The organism is Natronomonas halophila (genome assembly GCF_013391085.1).
Taxonomy (GTDB): domain Archaea; phylum Halobacteriota; class Halobacteria; order Halobacteriales; family Haloarculaceae; genus Natronomonas; species Natronomonas halophila.
Genome location: NZ_CP058334.1, coordinates 1,004,762 through 1,019,214, shown reverse-complemented (window position 1 = coordinate 1,019,214; position 14,453 = coordinate 1,004,762). Strand labels below are relative to the sequence as shown.

General features: G+C 64.1%; 16 protein-coding genes. 10 read left to right on the top strand and 6 right to left on the bottom strand.

Features of this window, described 5'->3' with window-relative positions:
* Positions 1-184 precede the first annotated feature (184 nt).
* The 3 genes from HWV23_RS05640 to HWV23_RS05630 form a co-directional block, all read right to left on the bottom strand.
* Entirely contained in the window at positions 185-1,228 is a 1,044-nt protein-coding gene (locus HWV23_RS05640) for an NAD(P)/FAD-dependent oxidoreductase (protein ID WP_178289448.1), read from the bottom strand.
* Positions 1,229-1,370: 142 nt separating this feature from the next.
* Positions 1,371-1,859, bottom strand: coding sequence for a DUF5797 family protein (locus tag HWV23_RS05635; protein ID WP_178289447.1), 489 nt, complete (start codon positions 1,857-1,859; stop codon positions 1,371-1,373).
* Positions 1,860-1,912: 53 nt separating this feature from the next.
* Positions 1,913-2,608: a helix-turn-helix domain-containing protein gene (locus HWV23_RS05630; RefSeq protein ID WP_425487435.1), complete on the bottom strand. Its 696-nt coding sequence runs from the start codon at positions 2,606-2,608 to the stop codon at positions 1,913-1,915.
* Positions 2,609-2,747: 139 nt separating this feature from the next.
* Here HWV23_RS05630 and HWV23_RS05625 point away from each other — a divergent pair, with 139 nt between their 5' ends.
* The 5 genes from HWV23_RS05625 (at position 2,748) to HWV23_RS17170 (ending at position 7,063) form a co-directional block, all read left to right on the top strand.
* A complete protein-coding gene (locus HWV23_RS05625) occupies positions 2,748-4,007 on the top strand; it encodes a hypothetical protein (protein ID WP_178289445.1) in 1,260 nt (419 codons plus the stop codon).
* A 70-nt stretch (positions 4,008-4,077) separates the two neighbouring features.
* On the top strand, positions 4,078-4,824 hold the full coding sequence (locus tag HWV23_RS05620; RefSeq protein WP_178289444.1) for an enoyl-CoA hydratase/isomerase family protein: 747 nt from the start codon (positions 4,078-4,080) through the stop codon (positions 4,822-4,824).
* A 140-nt stretch (positions 4,825-4,964) separates the two neighbouring features.
* Positions 4,965-6,584: a hydroxymethylglutaryl-CoA reductase gene (locus HWV23_RS05615; RefSeq protein WP_178289443.1), complete on the top strand. Its 1,620-nt coding sequence runs from the start codon at positions 4,965-4,967 to the stop codon at positions 6,582-6,584.
* Between the two features lie 92 nt (positions 6,585-6,676).
* Positions 6,677-6,865: a hypothetical protein gene (locus HWV23_RS05610; protein ID WP_178289442.1), complete on the top strand. Its 189-nt coding sequence runs from the start codon at positions 6,677-6,679 to the stop codon at positions 6,863-6,865.
* A gap of 69 nt (positions 6,866-6,934) precedes the next feature.
* Positions 6,935-7,063 (top strand): hypothetical protein, encoded by a 129-nt coding sequence (locus tag HWV23_RS17170; RefSeq protein WP_281362693.1) that lies wholly within the window; start codon positions 6,935-6,937, stop codon positions 7,061-7,063.
* 6 nt (positions 7,064-7,069) lie between these two features.
* Here HWV23_RS17170 and HWV23_RS05605 read toward each other — a convergent pair whose 3' ends face one another.
* A complete protein-coding gene (locus HWV23_RS05605; RefSeq protein WP_178289441.1) occupies positions 7,070-8,362 on the bottom strand; it encodes an MFS transporter in 1,293 nt (430 codons plus the stop codon).
* Positions 8,363-8,441: 79 nt separating this feature from the next.
* On the opposite strand from HWV23_RS05605, the gene HWV23_RS05600 reads away from it, so the two are divergent.
* Positions 8,442-8,699, top strand: a complete 258-nt coding sequence (locus HWV23_RS05600) for a DUF5789 family protein (protein WP_178289440.1) — start codon at positions 8,442-8,444, stop codon at positions 8,697-8,699.
* A gap of 42 nt (positions 8,700-8,741) precedes the next feature.
* A complete protein-coding gene (locus HWV23_RS05595; RefSeq protein WP_178289439.1) occupies positions 8,742-9,068 on the top strand; it encodes a transcription factor S in 327 nt (108 codons plus the stop codon).
* Positions 9,069-9,407: 339 nt separating this feature from the next.
* Here HWV23_RS05595 and HWV23_RS05590 read toward each other — a convergent pair whose 3' ends face one another.
* The gene (locus HWV23_RS05590) at positions 9,408-10,298 is read right to left on the bottom strand and encodes a coiled-coil protein (RefSeq protein ID WP_178289438.1); all 891 of its coding nucleotides are present in this window, start codon (positions 10,296-10,298) and stop codon (positions 9,408-9,410) included.
* A 317-nt stretch (positions 10,299-10,615) separates the two neighbouring features.
* Here HWV23_RS05590 and HWV23_RS05585 point away from each other — a divergent pair, with 317 nt between their 5' ends.
* Both HWV23_RS05585 and HWV23_RS05580 read left to right on the top strand, forming a co-directional pair.
* Positions 10,616-11,032 carry a DUF371 domain-containing protein gene (locus HWV23_RS05585; protein ID WP_178289437.1) on the top strand — a complete coding sequence of 139 codons (417 nt, stop codon included), beginning with the start codon at positions 10,616-10,618 and terminating at the stop codon, positions 11,030-11,032.
* Positions 11,033-11,116: 84 nt separating this feature from the next.
* Positions 11,117-11,938, top strand: coding sequence for an endonuclease III domain-containing protein (locus tag HWV23_RS05580; RefSeq protein WP_178289436.1), 822 nt, complete (start codon positions 11,117-11,119; stop codon positions 11,936-11,938).
* Position 11,939: 1 nt separating this feature from the next.
* Here HWV23_RS05580 and HWV23_RS05575 read toward each other — a convergent pair whose 3' ends face one another.
* Positions 11,940-12,857 carry a hypothetical protein gene (locus HWV23_RS05575; RefSeq protein ID WP_178289435.1) on the bottom strand — a complete coding sequence of 306 codons (918 nt, stop codon included), beginning with the start codon at positions 12,855-12,857 and terminating at the stop codon, positions 11,940-11,942.
* Between the two features lie 92 nt (positions 12,858-12,949).
* On the opposite strand from HWV23_RS05575, the gene HWV23_RS05570 reads away from it, so the two are divergent.
* Positions 12,950-14,452, top strand: coding sequence for a DUF790 family protein (locus tag HWV23_RS05570; RefSeq protein WP_178289434.1), 1,503 nt, complete (start codon positions 12,950-12,952; stop codon positions 14,450-14,452).
* Position 14,453: the final 1 nt, after the last annotated feature.

Below are 14,453 nucleotides of genomic sequence, written 5' to 3'. Positions count from 1 at the left end.
CCCATAATATTGTGTCAGGAACAATGCGGCAAGACTCGAATCCTTAGTCGCTTCCAGCGCGGGAGAAGTGTGTTTTGTCGAGCATCCGCCGAGGGGGCGTCCGAAGGCCGCCGGAAGGAACACGCGCGCATATTTTCACCATGTTTTTGCACGGGCCGGCGAACCCGGCCCGTGCAAAAAATGGTTAGTCGTCGTCCGTTTCGGCTGCCGCCCTGGCCTGTCCTTCGCCGGGATGGCCCTCGTGGTCGACCGCGTGTTCGCGGAGGTCGCCGGAGATGGCGGGGATGTCGTCTTTCGTGACGGGGCCCTGCTCTTCGATTTCGTCCAGCGAGCGGGGGAACGGCCGCAGGTCGTAGTGGTTGCCGATGCCACAGCGGGCGCCTTCGCCCATCGCGGTCGGAATCTGGTTGTGGCCGGGCGTCACGTCGCCGACCGCGTAGATGCCGTCGACGTTGGTGCGGCCGTGGTCGTCGACGGCGATGGTGCCGTCGTCGTTGAGTTCGACGCCGAGCGACTCGGCGAGGTCGGTGTTATAATCGGAGCCGTACATCGGGAAGCCGCCGCGGTATTCACGGCTGGTCCCATCCTCGAACTCGAAGGCTTCGAGCCAGCCGTCGTCGCGCTTTTCCATGCCCGTAATCTCCTCGTGGATGACGTCGATGGGGTGGTTGTCGAGCATCTCGCCCGTCTCCTCGGACCATTCCGGCTCGTCGCCGCGGGTGAGGAGGTCGACTTCGGGCGTGAAGTTGAGCATAATCATCGCGACGTAGGCCGCCGAATCGCCGGTGCCCATCACGTAGACCGGCTCGTCGACGAACATGTAGGCGTCACAGTGCAGACAGTAGTGGAGGCCCTTGCCGGTACGGGGCAGCGGCGGGTCGGGTCGTTCGTCGGAGAAGCCCGTCGCCAACACGACGTGGTCGGTCGTCACCTCGACGTTGCCGGCGGTGACACGGTAGCCGTCGTCGGTTTCCTCGATGTCGGAGACGAAGTCCTGGTAGTAGTCGGCGCCGTACTCCTGCACCTGCTCGGTTGCCGTCTCGAGGAACTCGTTGCCCGAGACGTCCTCGGTGACGCCGATGACGTTGTGGGTATCCAGCATCATCGCCGCACGGCCGCCGCCGCGGTTGATGACCGCCGTGTCGTGGCCGAGTCGCGTGGTATACAGCGCTGTCGTCAGTCCGGCGGGACCCCCGCCGACGACCGTCACCTGATAGTGGTCCGTCATTGTGGGTCCGTATCCGTCCCTCGGGCTTAACTGTCGGGCTCATGTGCCGGCCGAACGCATACCACCCGGCAGTTGATATAGCATCGCGGCACCGCAGGTCTGCCCTGCAAATGAAAACTGAGAGGAGGACCGAGCAGGCGCGTCAGGCTTCGACGGGGTCGTCCAGCACCTCGACCTGTAGGTCCGCACGTTCGACGGCCAGCCGGAAGGTGGGAACGGTCTTCGAGATGACTTCGACGACGCCCTTGTCTTCGAGGCTCCGGAGGCCCGAACGGACGGAATCGGTATCGGGGTCGAGGTCGGTCTCCTCACGGAGGGCATGGAGGACGGAGACGACACTCTGGGGGTCCTCGTCGGGGCCGGCGATGACGTCCAGAATCCGGGCCTGCAGTTCGGGAACGCGGACGATGTCCTCACCGACGTCCATTCCGACGAGGTCGGCGGCTTCCGGCGTCGCGCGGATGAGGCTGTCCTCGTCGCGGTAGTAGTACTCCTTCAGTTCCGATTCGAGGTACTGGTGGACGTCGCTGCCGCTGTCCATGCTCCAGCGGTCCTGCAGTTCGCTGTTCTTCGTCGGTTGCAGGGCCACGAGGTCCTCCAGACGGGATTCGGCCTCCTCCGAGAGCGTCATTGAGGACGACTACGCGGCGTCGCGTACAAAAAGGGGATGTTTCGATACAGCGCTCAGTCAGCCTCGGCGAGACGGCTTCGGTCGGTGTCGTGGCTGTCGAACAGCGCGGCCATCACCTTCGTTTCGGCGTTGCGGAGGTGCTCGCCGACAGTCCCCGTCGAGCAGTCCAGCGCCGCCGCAAGGTCGGTGTAGTTGGCCCCCCGAGGGTTACGGTAGTAGCCGAGGGCGACGGCAGTTTCCAGGATTTCGCGCTCTCGGGGAGTCAAGTCCGTCAGAATGGCGTCCCGCTCGGAGCGGTACTCGCCGGTGCGGTTGACCTGTACGTTGACGTCGTCGGGCACCGACCGAAGCGCCTCGCGAATCGCTTCGTGGTCGCCGACGAGCGTCGCCTTGAGTCGTTCGTCGGTTGAGAACGTAATCGGCCAGTCGACGGCGATGCGCCACTCATCGAGCACGGACAGTATGCCGGCGACGAGGGTGCTCGGTCTCGCGTTCGCGTACATCAACTGCGTGCCGTCGATGGTCGCGGTTTGCCAGTTCGCCTGCTCGGAGTCGAAATATTCGGCTGCGAGTCGTCGGGCCGCGGCCTCGTCGCCAGCATACTCGTAGAGCATGACCGTCGTTCCGTCGTTCAGCAGTCGTATCTCGTGGACTGCCCGTAGCCGAACCGCCGCCGATTCGACGACACCCCTGTGAAACGGCCCGAACCACCCACGGGCCGTAGTTAAGTGTATGTCAACAGACCGCATAGTTCGGGCGACACGCTTCGGACCCAATAGCAATGTGGCGAACATAACCGGGGGTATATCCGTCATTACGGGTGGTTTCGACCGAGTTGCATATCTGCGGCCCAAGAATGACTTTGGTAGTGATTGACGCGCTAGTCGCATGTCGAACTCCGAACCGAACGGCCTCTCCCGACGGCGAGTCCTGAAGGCGACGAGCGGTACGGCGGCGAGTCTCACGCTCGTCGGTGCCGCGAGCGCAGACGAAGGCGGCCACGGGGGAGATGACGGCCACGGCGGCGGGAACTGCCAGTATTACAGTATCGCCGCGGCGGGCGAGATGCACGGCGGCGGTGAACACGGCGAAGGGGAACACGACGACCGGGTGCAGGAACTGATGTGTCCGGACCACCCGCACGCTTCAACCGGGCCGGGCCATACGATGCATCACGTCAACGCGTCGATGGGCGCCTGTCCGTACGGCACGGGCCTTTCGGAGCCCAGCGGCAACAGCCCGGACCACGCATCCAGCGGCTGTACCGAAGCGGATTGGCCGGACTGCACCGATTGGCCCCAGCAAACGATCGACCTTATCAAGGCCTCCAGAGAGGCGCTTACATCGCCGGCGCTCAACAACCCGGGCGCGCTCATCGCGCAGGGGTACATTCCCTACTTCGATATCGCCACACCGGGACCGGTCAACGATGGCGTCTCCCACTGGTTGAACCCGCGCTATATCGGCGACGAGTATTACGCACCCAAACCGTGGCGGCCGGACGCCATCATCCTCGACAACAAATGGTGGAAGCCGCTCGGCCCGATGTACGTCGCGGCGAAGAACGGCGACCCGAACTGGGCCGACAGGGAAGACGAAATCATGGAGGTCCGCGACGCGTGGGGCTACGAGAACAACTGCGGTGAGTGCTTCCCGTATCACCCCCACGACGGGGTTCCAGGTCGGTTCGCGTGGTGGTACTACCGGCAGGTCCACGAATCGGACTACGCCTCCGGCAACCCGGAGGACCTCACGTTGCCCTGTTATACGGCGCCGATGATGCACGCGTGGATTTACCCGACGCCAGACGGTCCCCACGGCAGTACTGCCGGCGCGCCGCCTCGCGAGTACCGGCCCGGTGGCCCGCCGAACCAGCCCGGATACCCGACGCCTGCCATCCCCGGCGAAGACGAACTCAGTCTCGACGTACTGCCCGAATCCGTCCGGGAGGCAGCGATGCCGGAACGCCTCGAACGCGAACTCGAAGTCATCGACGACCTGCCACGGGAGTTGCTGGAGACGACGCCCGTCACGGAACTCGAACGAATCATGGAAGAGCGGCTCGGACCGGTCGGTGAAAGCCTCGATAGCGTCGGCTCCGTGGAGGGTGGCCTCGACGACTTCGACGGGTACACGACCGGGCTGTAATCCGGTCTCTTCGGGCGCGGTATCCTCTCGGCCACCGGGCCTTATATCCTCCCCGCCCGTTTGCCGACGCATGACCACGGTCCGGCTCGACACCGACGGCGGCGTGGGGACGCTCACTATCGACCGCCCGGAGCGGTACAACGCCTTGGATTCGGCGACGCTGGAGGCCTTGGAAGGCGCCCTCGCCGACGCCCGCGATTCCGATATCGACGCTCTGGTGCTGACCGGCGGGGGCGAGGAGGCCTTCTCGGTCGGCGCGGACGTTCGGGAACTCGTCGATGCGACGGTTGCCGAAGCCGACGCCTACATCGAAACCGCCCAGCGCGTCACACGAGATATCGCCCGCTTTCCGGTACCGACAATCGCCGCCATCAACGGCTACTGTCTCGGCGGCGGCTGGGAGTTCGCGCTGAACTGCGATATTCGCGTCGCCAGCGAACGTGCAGTCCTCGGCCACACCGAACTCGACCTCGCGGTCGTGCCCGTCTGGGGCGGCGTCCGGAAACTGGTCCGACTGGTCGACGACGAGACGGCCCGGCGACTGGTATTCTTCGCCGAACGTATCGACGCACAGGACGCCTACGAACTCGGTCTGGTGGGCGACGTGATGGCCCACGACAACGTCACCGACTACGCCGAGGGGCTGGCGGAGGACCTCGCCTCTCAGCCGTCCTTCGCGATGCGGGCCGCAAAGGAAGCGTTCGAGTACGCCTGGCGGGAACCGGACGCCGAGCGAGGCTACCAGCGCCGCCTCTGGGGGGAACTGTTCGGCACCGACACCCAGCGGGAAGCGATGCGGGAATTCCTCGACCGCTAACGTATAAAATACGGCTCGAGGCCGTCTCAAAATGGCTGTTTAAGCCGTGTGTCACGCGAACTGATATCGATTCCTTTAGGCTGTTCCTAGGGGTTCCACACAATCTTTTTCAGTGCTTGTATTGAGCATGAGCCACAGCGATGGTCATTCCAACCCCAGATAGCGGGATTCTGAAGCGTCTCTACGCGAACCTCATCGGGGCGGGGCGGTTCGTCTCCCTCGACATCCCGGATAAGATTCTGAAACGGCTCTACACCTACGGGAGCCTGAAGGACACCGACGACGGCATCGAGTTCGAAGTGAAAAACCGGCTGCAGGACGCCAAGTTCGCGGGAGTGTCGCGGCTGGTCGTCAACGGCGAGGAAATCGACCCCGAATCGGTTCGGCTGGAGACTGCGGACGGCAAGACGTTCACGCTCGACGAAATCTCCGAGAACGACCCGATTCCGTTCCCGGTCGGCCGTACCGTCACGGTCATCGTCGAGGGGTTCAACCTCCCCTCGGGCGACCACGACATCGATATCGACTTCCTCGCCGAACCGTTCGGCGAACTCTCCCTGGAGATTAGCGATACCATCCGCGATGAGGGCCAACTGCCGAGCGTTCCTCGGTCCGAAGAGGACAACTACAGCGAGGAGGCCATCGCCGAGCGCCACGAGTGGCTCGAGGAGGAGACCGGGGTCGACCTCGAACACGTCCCGCAGTACTCATTCGATTCCTCGATGGGGCAGGGCAACATCGAGAACTTCGTCGGCGTCGCCCAGATGCCGCTGGGCATCGCCGGTCCCGTGAAGGTCAACGGCGAACACGCCGAGGGCTACTATCCGATTCCGCTGGCGACGACCGAGGGGACGCTCGTGGCCTCTTACAGCCGCGGGATGAAGGCCATCAACATGAACGGCGGCGCGAAAACGACCGTCGCCGACGACCGGATGAACCGCGCGCCCGTCTTCGTCTTCGAGGACGCCCGCAACGCCCGGGACTTCCGTGACTGGGTCGCCGACCACTTTGACACCATCAAGGAGAAGGCCGAAGAGACCTCCAGCGTCGCCGAACTCATCGAGGTCGAGGACTACCTCACCAACAACTTCGCCCACCTGCGGTTCAGTTTCAAAACGGGCGACGCCGCCGGCCAGAACATGGTCGGGAAGGCTACCTTCGCGGCCTGCAACTGGATTCTACAGGAGTATCCCGGCTACGTCGAGAACTTCTATCTGGAGGGCAACTTCGGGACGGACAAGAAGGCCTCCAAGGTCAACGACCTGATGACTCGCGGCAAGCGCGTCACCGCCGAGGTGACGCTGGACCGTGAGACGTGCATCCACCACCTCGGTGCCGAACCCGAAAGCCTCGCCCACCACGGCAAAATCGCGACCATCGGCTCCTTCTTCTCGGGCGCGAACACCAACGGCGCCCACCCCGCAAATGGGCTGGCGTCGCTGTTTATCGCGACCGGACAGGACGAGGCCAACGTCGCCGAATCCTCGGCGGCCATCCTCAACACGACGCTACTGGACGACGACTCGCTGCACATCTCGGTGACCATTCCCTCGCTTATCGTCGCCACCTACGGCGGCGGGACGGGGATGGCGACTCAACAGGAGTGTCTGGAGATGATCGACTGCAAGGGCCCCGGTAACGTCAACAAACTCGCCGAAATCGCTGCCGCGACCGTTCTCGCCGGTGAAATCTCGCTGGGTGCCGCCATCTCCGCCTCCGACTGGGTGACCAGCCACGAATCGCTCGGTCGTAACCGGTAACGCTCCCGGCGCGTTCCGTTCCTCTCGCTTCCGTTCCCGCCCTAAACGTTAAGGGTGGAAGACTATACCCGATTGTCGCCTATCCATGTTTCATGGCGCACGTCCTCAATACGCACACCGAGACGCTCCACAAACCCTGCAACGAGGACGGCATGGGGGTGGCAGCGTGCGGGTCGCTCAGGGATGTTCCACCGACACGAACCCGACTGGTCTCCGTGGAGGAACTCGACGGCGACGTCGCACGGTGTGGAAACTGCTTCGACGTGACCGGCGGCTACTGACCGGCTGTCCTGTTACTCATCCAAGTAATTAGGGAAACCCCTCATACGGACAGCGTCGAATCTAGATGTGTGCGACGGACCTGTCCGGAGTGTGCGGCGGAGGCAGGACGAATCATGAACCGCGAGATAACCGATGCGGGGATTCAGACGGCCTTCGAGTGTGCGGAATGTAGTCACTGCTGGACGACGGATTTCTGATGGCCCTCACTCGCCCCGCCGCGGGATGAGTTGCGGGACGACGGCCCCCTCCAGCGTTTCTTCGACCTGCGTCGCGACGAGTACGAGCGCCGCGACCGCCAGCACGGCGCCGAAGGCGAAGGGAACGACGAAGCCGTACCCGAACAGCAGCCCCGACGCGAGCGGCCCGATGGCGGTGCCGAAGCCGAACGCCATCGTCAGTACCGACAGCGTGGTTCCGGATTGGCCCTCCTCGGCGAGGTCGCCCGCGACGGCCAGCGCCGGTGCGAACACCATCGCTACCGAGACCCCGTGGAAGAGGCGCGCGACGAGCATCGTCCACGGGGAGGTAACCAGTCCCTGTGCGAGGACGGCCGGCGCGAGGATGACCAGTCCGCCGACGAGGAATGGCCGCCGGCCGATACGGTCCGATGCCCGACCGATTGGCATCTGGAGGACGACGTTGGCGATGACGACCGCCGAAAACTGGATGCCGAACCACATCGGCCCTTGGTCCAGTCGCGTGTTGACCGCCTCCTGCAGCGTCGCGAACAGCGCGATACTGATGGCCATGAACAGGGTGCCGATTCCGAGAACGAAGATCGGGTCGAGCAACTGGTCGGCGGGCTCGCCCGTGACCGAAATCGAGATGTCGTCGGTGGCGTCGGCCTTGGCGATCTCCGGCTCCTCGACGAGAATCGTGACCAGCGTGAAACTGACCAGCGCGCCCATGACGGCCACCCCGAAGGCGGCGTTGAACCCCGAAAGGACGACGCCGTTCACGAGCGTATAGGGACCGGCCTGTACCACGAGGCCGGCGACGATGGGCCCGAAGCCGAACCCGATGAGTCGGAAGGTGTTGAACACCCCGAAGTTGCCGCCCCGCTCGGCGTCGCTCCGGGCGAGGTCGTTCACCAGCGCGATGGTCGTCGGGATGACGAAGGCACCGCCGAGGCCCTGCAGCGCCCGCACGACCAACAGCGCCTCGTAGGTGTCGACGAAGGCGTACGCCACCGCCGTCACCGCCAGCACGGACAACCCGAAGAGGATGTAGATTTTCCGTCGGCCGGTTCGGTCCGAGAGCCGGCCCGTAAACGGCTGGGCAAAACTGTTCAGAAAGCCGAAAAGCGACAGCGCAAAGCCGATGAGCAACTCCAGCGTAATCTGATAGCCGAATATCACTAGCCCTTCGAGCCCCGGCAGCGCCAACTCGCCGCTAGCGATGTACAGCGGCAGGACGATAATCAGAAAGGAGTTCGCGACGGCGTCGGCCATCCGCGCCAACGCCAGCACGATAACTCGTCGGTCCGTCCCCAGCATCTATCCATCCGTCGAACGGGCGCCGTATCACCTTTCCGAACGCCGACGGGACTTTGTGGTCGGCCGCCCTATCCAAACCATGTCACGTACTGTCAAACTCAGCCGCATCGAGGCCGTCCTCAATTCGCTTTCCTACCCCGTCGACCGCGAGGTTGCCGCCGACGAACTCGCCGACGTCACCGTCGAGTTGGCCGACGGCGAGGCCAACCTCGGCGACCTCATCAGCGAGACCACCAGCGACAGCTACGACTCCGCTGCCGAGTTCCGGGACGAACTCTACGAGTATCTCCCGACGGAAGCCATCGGCGAACCCGGCCAGTCCGAAGGCGAGGGCTGAATCCCGCCGTTTAAATACGCGGCTGGCCTCTTCCGAACCAAGATGGAATTCTGCGACGAGTGCGGTTCGATGATGCACAGCGAGGACGGGCTGTGGGTCTGCAGTTCTTGTGATTTCGAGAAAGCACAGGGCGACAGCGACGCCGACCGCATGACCACGACCGAAGGCCAGGACCACGACAGCGGCCCCGTCGACATGTCCGAAGTCGACGACGCCGAAATCGGCCCGACGACCAACGCCCGCTGTCCCGAATGCGGCCACGACCGCGCCCGCTACGAGATGAAACAGATTCGCGCCGCCGACGAATCCGAAACCCGCTTTTTCACCTGCGTCGAGTGCGACCACAAGTGGCGCGAGGACGATCACTAGAAACCCCCACGTTTTACACCGAACTTTTTGCACGGCGCGCTTCGCGCGCCGGCAAAAACTTCGATGAAAAAGACACTTCGGCCTTCCCTTCGGTCAGGCCTCGGTCCCGCGCTCGCTTCGCTCGCGCGGTGAACCGCTTCGGGCGGGTTCTTCGAACCCGCCCTCGCGGATGCTAACTACTATTTCTGTGTAATATCGCGAAACGATAGTTCGTAGCTTCGCCAGTGCTACCGCTATGAGGTGCGAATATCGTGAAAGTGAGAAAACTGCAAATCGTGGTGTGCGACTATCCGGCGGCCGTCAGGCCGCGACAGGAGCGAGTCGCGTTGTGGAGCAGTATTAGAGTTTGCCGGCCTTCTGCAGCTTCATGAGGTCCTCGGTGTCGAGGGTTTCGCCTTCCTTGAACTTCTGGTAGATTTCCTCGGCCTCTTCCTTGGCGGCCTCGCGTTCCTCGGCACGCTCGTCCTCGCGCTCTTCCTCTTCTTCCTTGTCGAGTTCGCGGAGGCGCTTCTGGACGCGGACGAAGTCCTCGTGGTGCCGGTCGGCGGCTTCCTGAGCGTCGACGAACTTCTCGTGCCATTCGTCGGCCTCGTCACGGATGTCGTCGGCCTCGCGGTAAGCCTCGATCATCTCGTTGTGGTGCTCTTGGGCCTTGTCCGCAAGCTCGGTCACCTTCTGGTGGTGCTGGGAGGCTTCGGCGCGGACTTCCTGGGCTTCCTCTTTCAGCTCGTCGAGGTCGTCCGTCTGGTTGAGCTTGTCCTTGCGGTCCTGAAGCTTCTCGCGTTTCTCCTCGATTTTCTCGATGAGTTCGCGCTCGTCCTCGGTCGAGAGAACCTCGGTCTGCTGTTTGAACTCCAACTCCTCGATCTCCTCTTTGAGCTGGTCGACACTCTTGCCCTCGTCGAGTTCGAGGTCCTCTTTGAGGTCGTCGACCTTGTCGAAAAGCTCGTTGGCCTTCGCGTTCAGCTCGTTTCGGCTTTCCTTGTGTTCCTGAACCTGCTCGTTCAGTTCGTCCCGCTTCTCGCGGTGTTCCTGGGCCTCGTCGACCTTCTCACGCGTCTTCGCGTTGAGTTCGTCGCGTTTGGAGGCCCGCTCGGAGGCCATCTGGTTCAGCTCGTTTCGTCGGTCGCGCAGTTGACCGGCGAGCTTGATGAGCTGCCCTTTGGATTTGTTTTCGAGGTCGTCGTCTGTGAGTTCTACGTTATCGGATTCGTTAATTGACTCTGCCATGGTTATCGATCTACTCCATTACCGCTCCGGCGGCGACAGCTACCACTACTGGAAAGGCCAGTCGCCATATAAGGAAGTGCTCCTGTCATTCTGGTCGGCTTACGATGCTGCCGAACGCCGGACGCGTTCTGGTACCTGTACATACTGGATTGCCGTATTTAAAAATTGCGGAGGTTTACCCCCGTGAAAACAGCTATCACACACCGAAATTCGTACGTTATTGGTTACCAAACGGTGTTCGGCTAGTATATAAATACTATCCGTAGACGTCGACGCGAACGGACGGTCTGAAGTACCGGCACCGTTTCCGACCGACCATGGAACGACGCGTACGCGCGAGCGGCCACGAGAACGTCTCGGCCGAACACGCGAGCACCTTCGAACTCACCAGCGACGACTGGCTCACGCCCGCGGGCGACTGTATCCTCGCCGTCGAGGCCGATACCGTCCCTGCCGACCTCGATGCGGAGTTCGTCGAGGCCTGCCAGTCCCACAAAGCGACGATTACGGCCACGCTCCGGGCCGACGGCCACGAGGAGACCATCGAGGGCCGCGGCCATCCCGACCTCTCCTTCGAGAACGACCGGAGCATGGTCGGCCGCACCAGCGACTACGTCGACGACCGCACGATTATGGTCGGCGCGGACAAGGCCGCCGCGGACATCGACCGCAATCTCGTGGCCGCACTCGCCGAGGGCGCCGACCTCGAATGCGTCCTGCGAGTCGACGCGTAGCGATTCGACTCGAAACGCGGGGGCGTCGATGACGTGACTGCCGGGGGACGTAGCGTTTTTTCGAAGCAAGCCCTACCCACATCCATGAACGACGAACCCGCCGAGAACATCTCCGGGGGCGCGTCTGGCGGCGGTGCCTTCGCCGATTTCGACCCCGAAACCGCCGATACGCGCGCCGAGCGCGTCGTCGACCGCCTCGGCGACCGCTACTGGCAGAAGACGTACGGCGGCCGGGATGGCTTCGAGTGTCTGGTCCGGACGATTCTGAGCCAGAACACCTCGGATAAGGCGAGCCAGCCGGCCCACGACGCGCTGATGGAAAAATACGACACCGGCAATCCGGGTGACCTCGCGGAAGCCCTCACCGACGCTCCGCAGGACGAACTCGCCGAAACCATCTCCTCGGCGGGCCTGTACAATCAAAAGTCCGAGACGCTCATCCGTCTCGCCGGCGGTATCGTCGAGGAATACGGCGGCGCGGACGGCTTCGACGAGTTCGTCAAGGACGGTGACCCCGACGAGGTTCGAGACGCCCTCCTCGATATGAAGGGTGTCGGGCCGAAAACCGCCGATTGCGTCCTGTTGTTCTCGGGTGGCCGCGGCGGCGTCTTTCCCGTGGATACCCACGTCCACCGCATCGCCCGCCGGATGGGACTGGCGCCTGCGGATGCCGACCACGAGGAAGTCCGCGAACACCTCGAAGCCGCGGTCCCCGCCGAGAAATGCGGGTTCGGCCACACGGCGATGATTCAGTTCGGTCGGGAGTTCTGTTCGGCGCGCAAACCCGCGTGTCTCGACGACCCCGACGCCTGTCCGATGGCCGACCTCTGTGAACAGGTCGGCGTCTACCCCGAAACCGGCGAACTCGTCGACCCGGCGGAGGCGCCCGAAGCGGCCGAGGACTGAATCAGACGAACCGTTCGGCGCCAGCAATCGAGATACAGGCGATAAAGGCAATCGTACCGAGTTTGCCCCCTGCGCCAGCGAAGGCCGTTGCGACGGCGATGAAGACGATGCCCGATAGCGCGCCCGCGAGCGCGACGTAGCCCTCATGGCGGAGCCGGTCACGTGAGGACATGCCGACGAAGGTGGCACAGAACGTGACGACGGCCAGCGTCTCGGAACCGACTGCGGTCAGGAAGAGCCCCGCGACCAGCCCGACGAGCGCGGACCCGACGACGGCCCCGTGGTCGAACCGCAGGCTCACGACGACGGTCGCGACGGCGGCGAGGGCGGCGACCGGGACGACGGAAACCGCTGCCGTCGGCGCGAGGGCCTCGCCAGCGGTGAAGTCGGCGCCCGTGAGTGCGACCGTCGTCACACAGCCGAACAGCGCCAGCGTGCCGAGTTTCCCACCGACTCCCTCGAAGGCGCCCTTTGCCGCGACGAAGGCGAGAGCCGAGACGCCCCCCGCGAGAAGCAGGTATTCGACGGCCGGAAACACCTGTGCCGAGGCCATGCCGACGAAGGAGCCACAGTAGGCCGCGGCGTCGACCCGTGGCGTCAGGAGGCCGGCGAGCAGGCCGACCAGCGCCGAGGCGACGACGGGACCGAGGCCGACGTCGACGCTCGCCACGTGCGTGAGGACGGCCCCGGCCACGACGGCGACGGCGTCCAGCGTGTCGTCGGCCGTGAGCGAGGTCGTGCCGACGCCGAAGACGCGGTCCCGTTCGGCGACGACCGTCGTAGCGCCGGTGAGGCCAATGAGGCCGTAAACACTGACGAGCGGGGTGTCGGTGACGTCACCGAAAAGCGAGGAGGCAAGCAGCGCGGTCGGCGTCGCTACCAGCGCGAGATATCCAAGCACGCGGCGGAAACCAAACACTACCGAGGGCGTAGCGGAATCCGACAATAGTGTCTTGCGGTTTCGGCGACACGCCGGGGAGTTTTTGGCCCCCGGCGGCCGATGGTCGGGTAGTGCTGACGAAGGACCTCCTCCGCGTCTCGCGGGCCGGCGGCGGCTACCACCCGCAGTTCACCGGCCCCGACGACGAGGCGCTCGCTGCCCGCGTTCTCGGCGTCTATCAGGGCCACGTCGACAAGCGCCGCGAGGAGCTGGAGGCAGCCCTGACGGACCTCGAACGGGAGGCCGACGATTTCAAACTGGTCCGGGGATTCGCCAAACTCCTCGAACGGGAGGCGACCTTCGAGACGCGCGCGCCGGTCGACCCGATTCGCGCACGGACGGCCGCCTTCGAGGCCGCCGAAGCCGCCGGTGGCGTCGTCACCGAGGAGGCCCGCGAAGCCGCTCTGAACCGTGCGGCGGACCGACTCGACGCCGAGGCCGGCGATATCGATGCCTCGCTCTTTGCCGACCGCGATATCGAGCAGGTACTGGTCGATTGCGATACTCGATACGACCCTGAAAGCCTCCGCGAGCAGTACGACCTCTCGCTCGCCCAGACCGCCCTCTTCGATGCCACGGAGGTCCATGTTCGCTCGTCGGACCCGAAAGCGCTCGTCTCGGCGGTCAAACGGCTTCGGTTGATGTACGAAATCGAGCGGACGGACGAGGGCCGTGAGGTCATCGTCACCGGCCCCGACGCGCTCTTTCGGCGCTCCCGCCGCTACGGCACGCGCTTTGCCCGCCTTCTACGGACGGTCGCGAAAGCCAACGAATGGCACCTCGAAGCGACCATCGACGACCGCGGCACCGAACGCCTGCTACGGCTCGACACGGGCGACGTGACGGTTCCGGGAACCGACCCCGTTGCCGAACCGACCTTCGACAGCGGCGTCGAATCGGACTTCTACGCTCGCTTCGAGTCGCTGGACCTCGATTGGGGCATCGTCCGCGAACCCGAACCGCTGGCGGCCGGCGAACACGTCGTCATCCCCGACTTCGCCTTCGACTGGAAGCACTCGGAGTTCCGCGTGTTCTTCGAGATTATGGGGTTCTGGACGCCCGAGTACGTCGACAAGAAACTCTCCCGGTTTGCGGACCTCGAGGACGTGGCCTTCATCGTCGCCTACGACGAGAGCCTCGGCGTCGGCGAGGACATCGAGGCCGCGGGCCACCGGGCGATTCCCTACAAGCGGACCGTCCGCCTCAAGGACATTCGGGACGCCCTGCGACACTACGAGGAGGACCTCCGGGCCGAAAGCGCCGATTCGCTGCCGGACGAACTGTCACCCGAGACTGACGTGACCACCATCGCCGGACTCGCCGAGGAGTACGGCGTCCCCGAGTCGGCAATCGAAGACGCCGCGTTCCCGGACCACGAGTTGGTCGGCCGAACGCTGGTCCGACCCGCTGTGCTTGAGGACATCGCTGAGGATATCGAGGCGGGGTTGGACCTCTCGGAAGTCGAAGCGTTGCTGGACCAGCGCGGTATCGACGAGACGAGCGCCGTGCTGTCGCGACTCGGTTATCGCGTCGAATGGGAAGGCCTCGGTGGCGGCACGGTTCGCGAAAAATAGG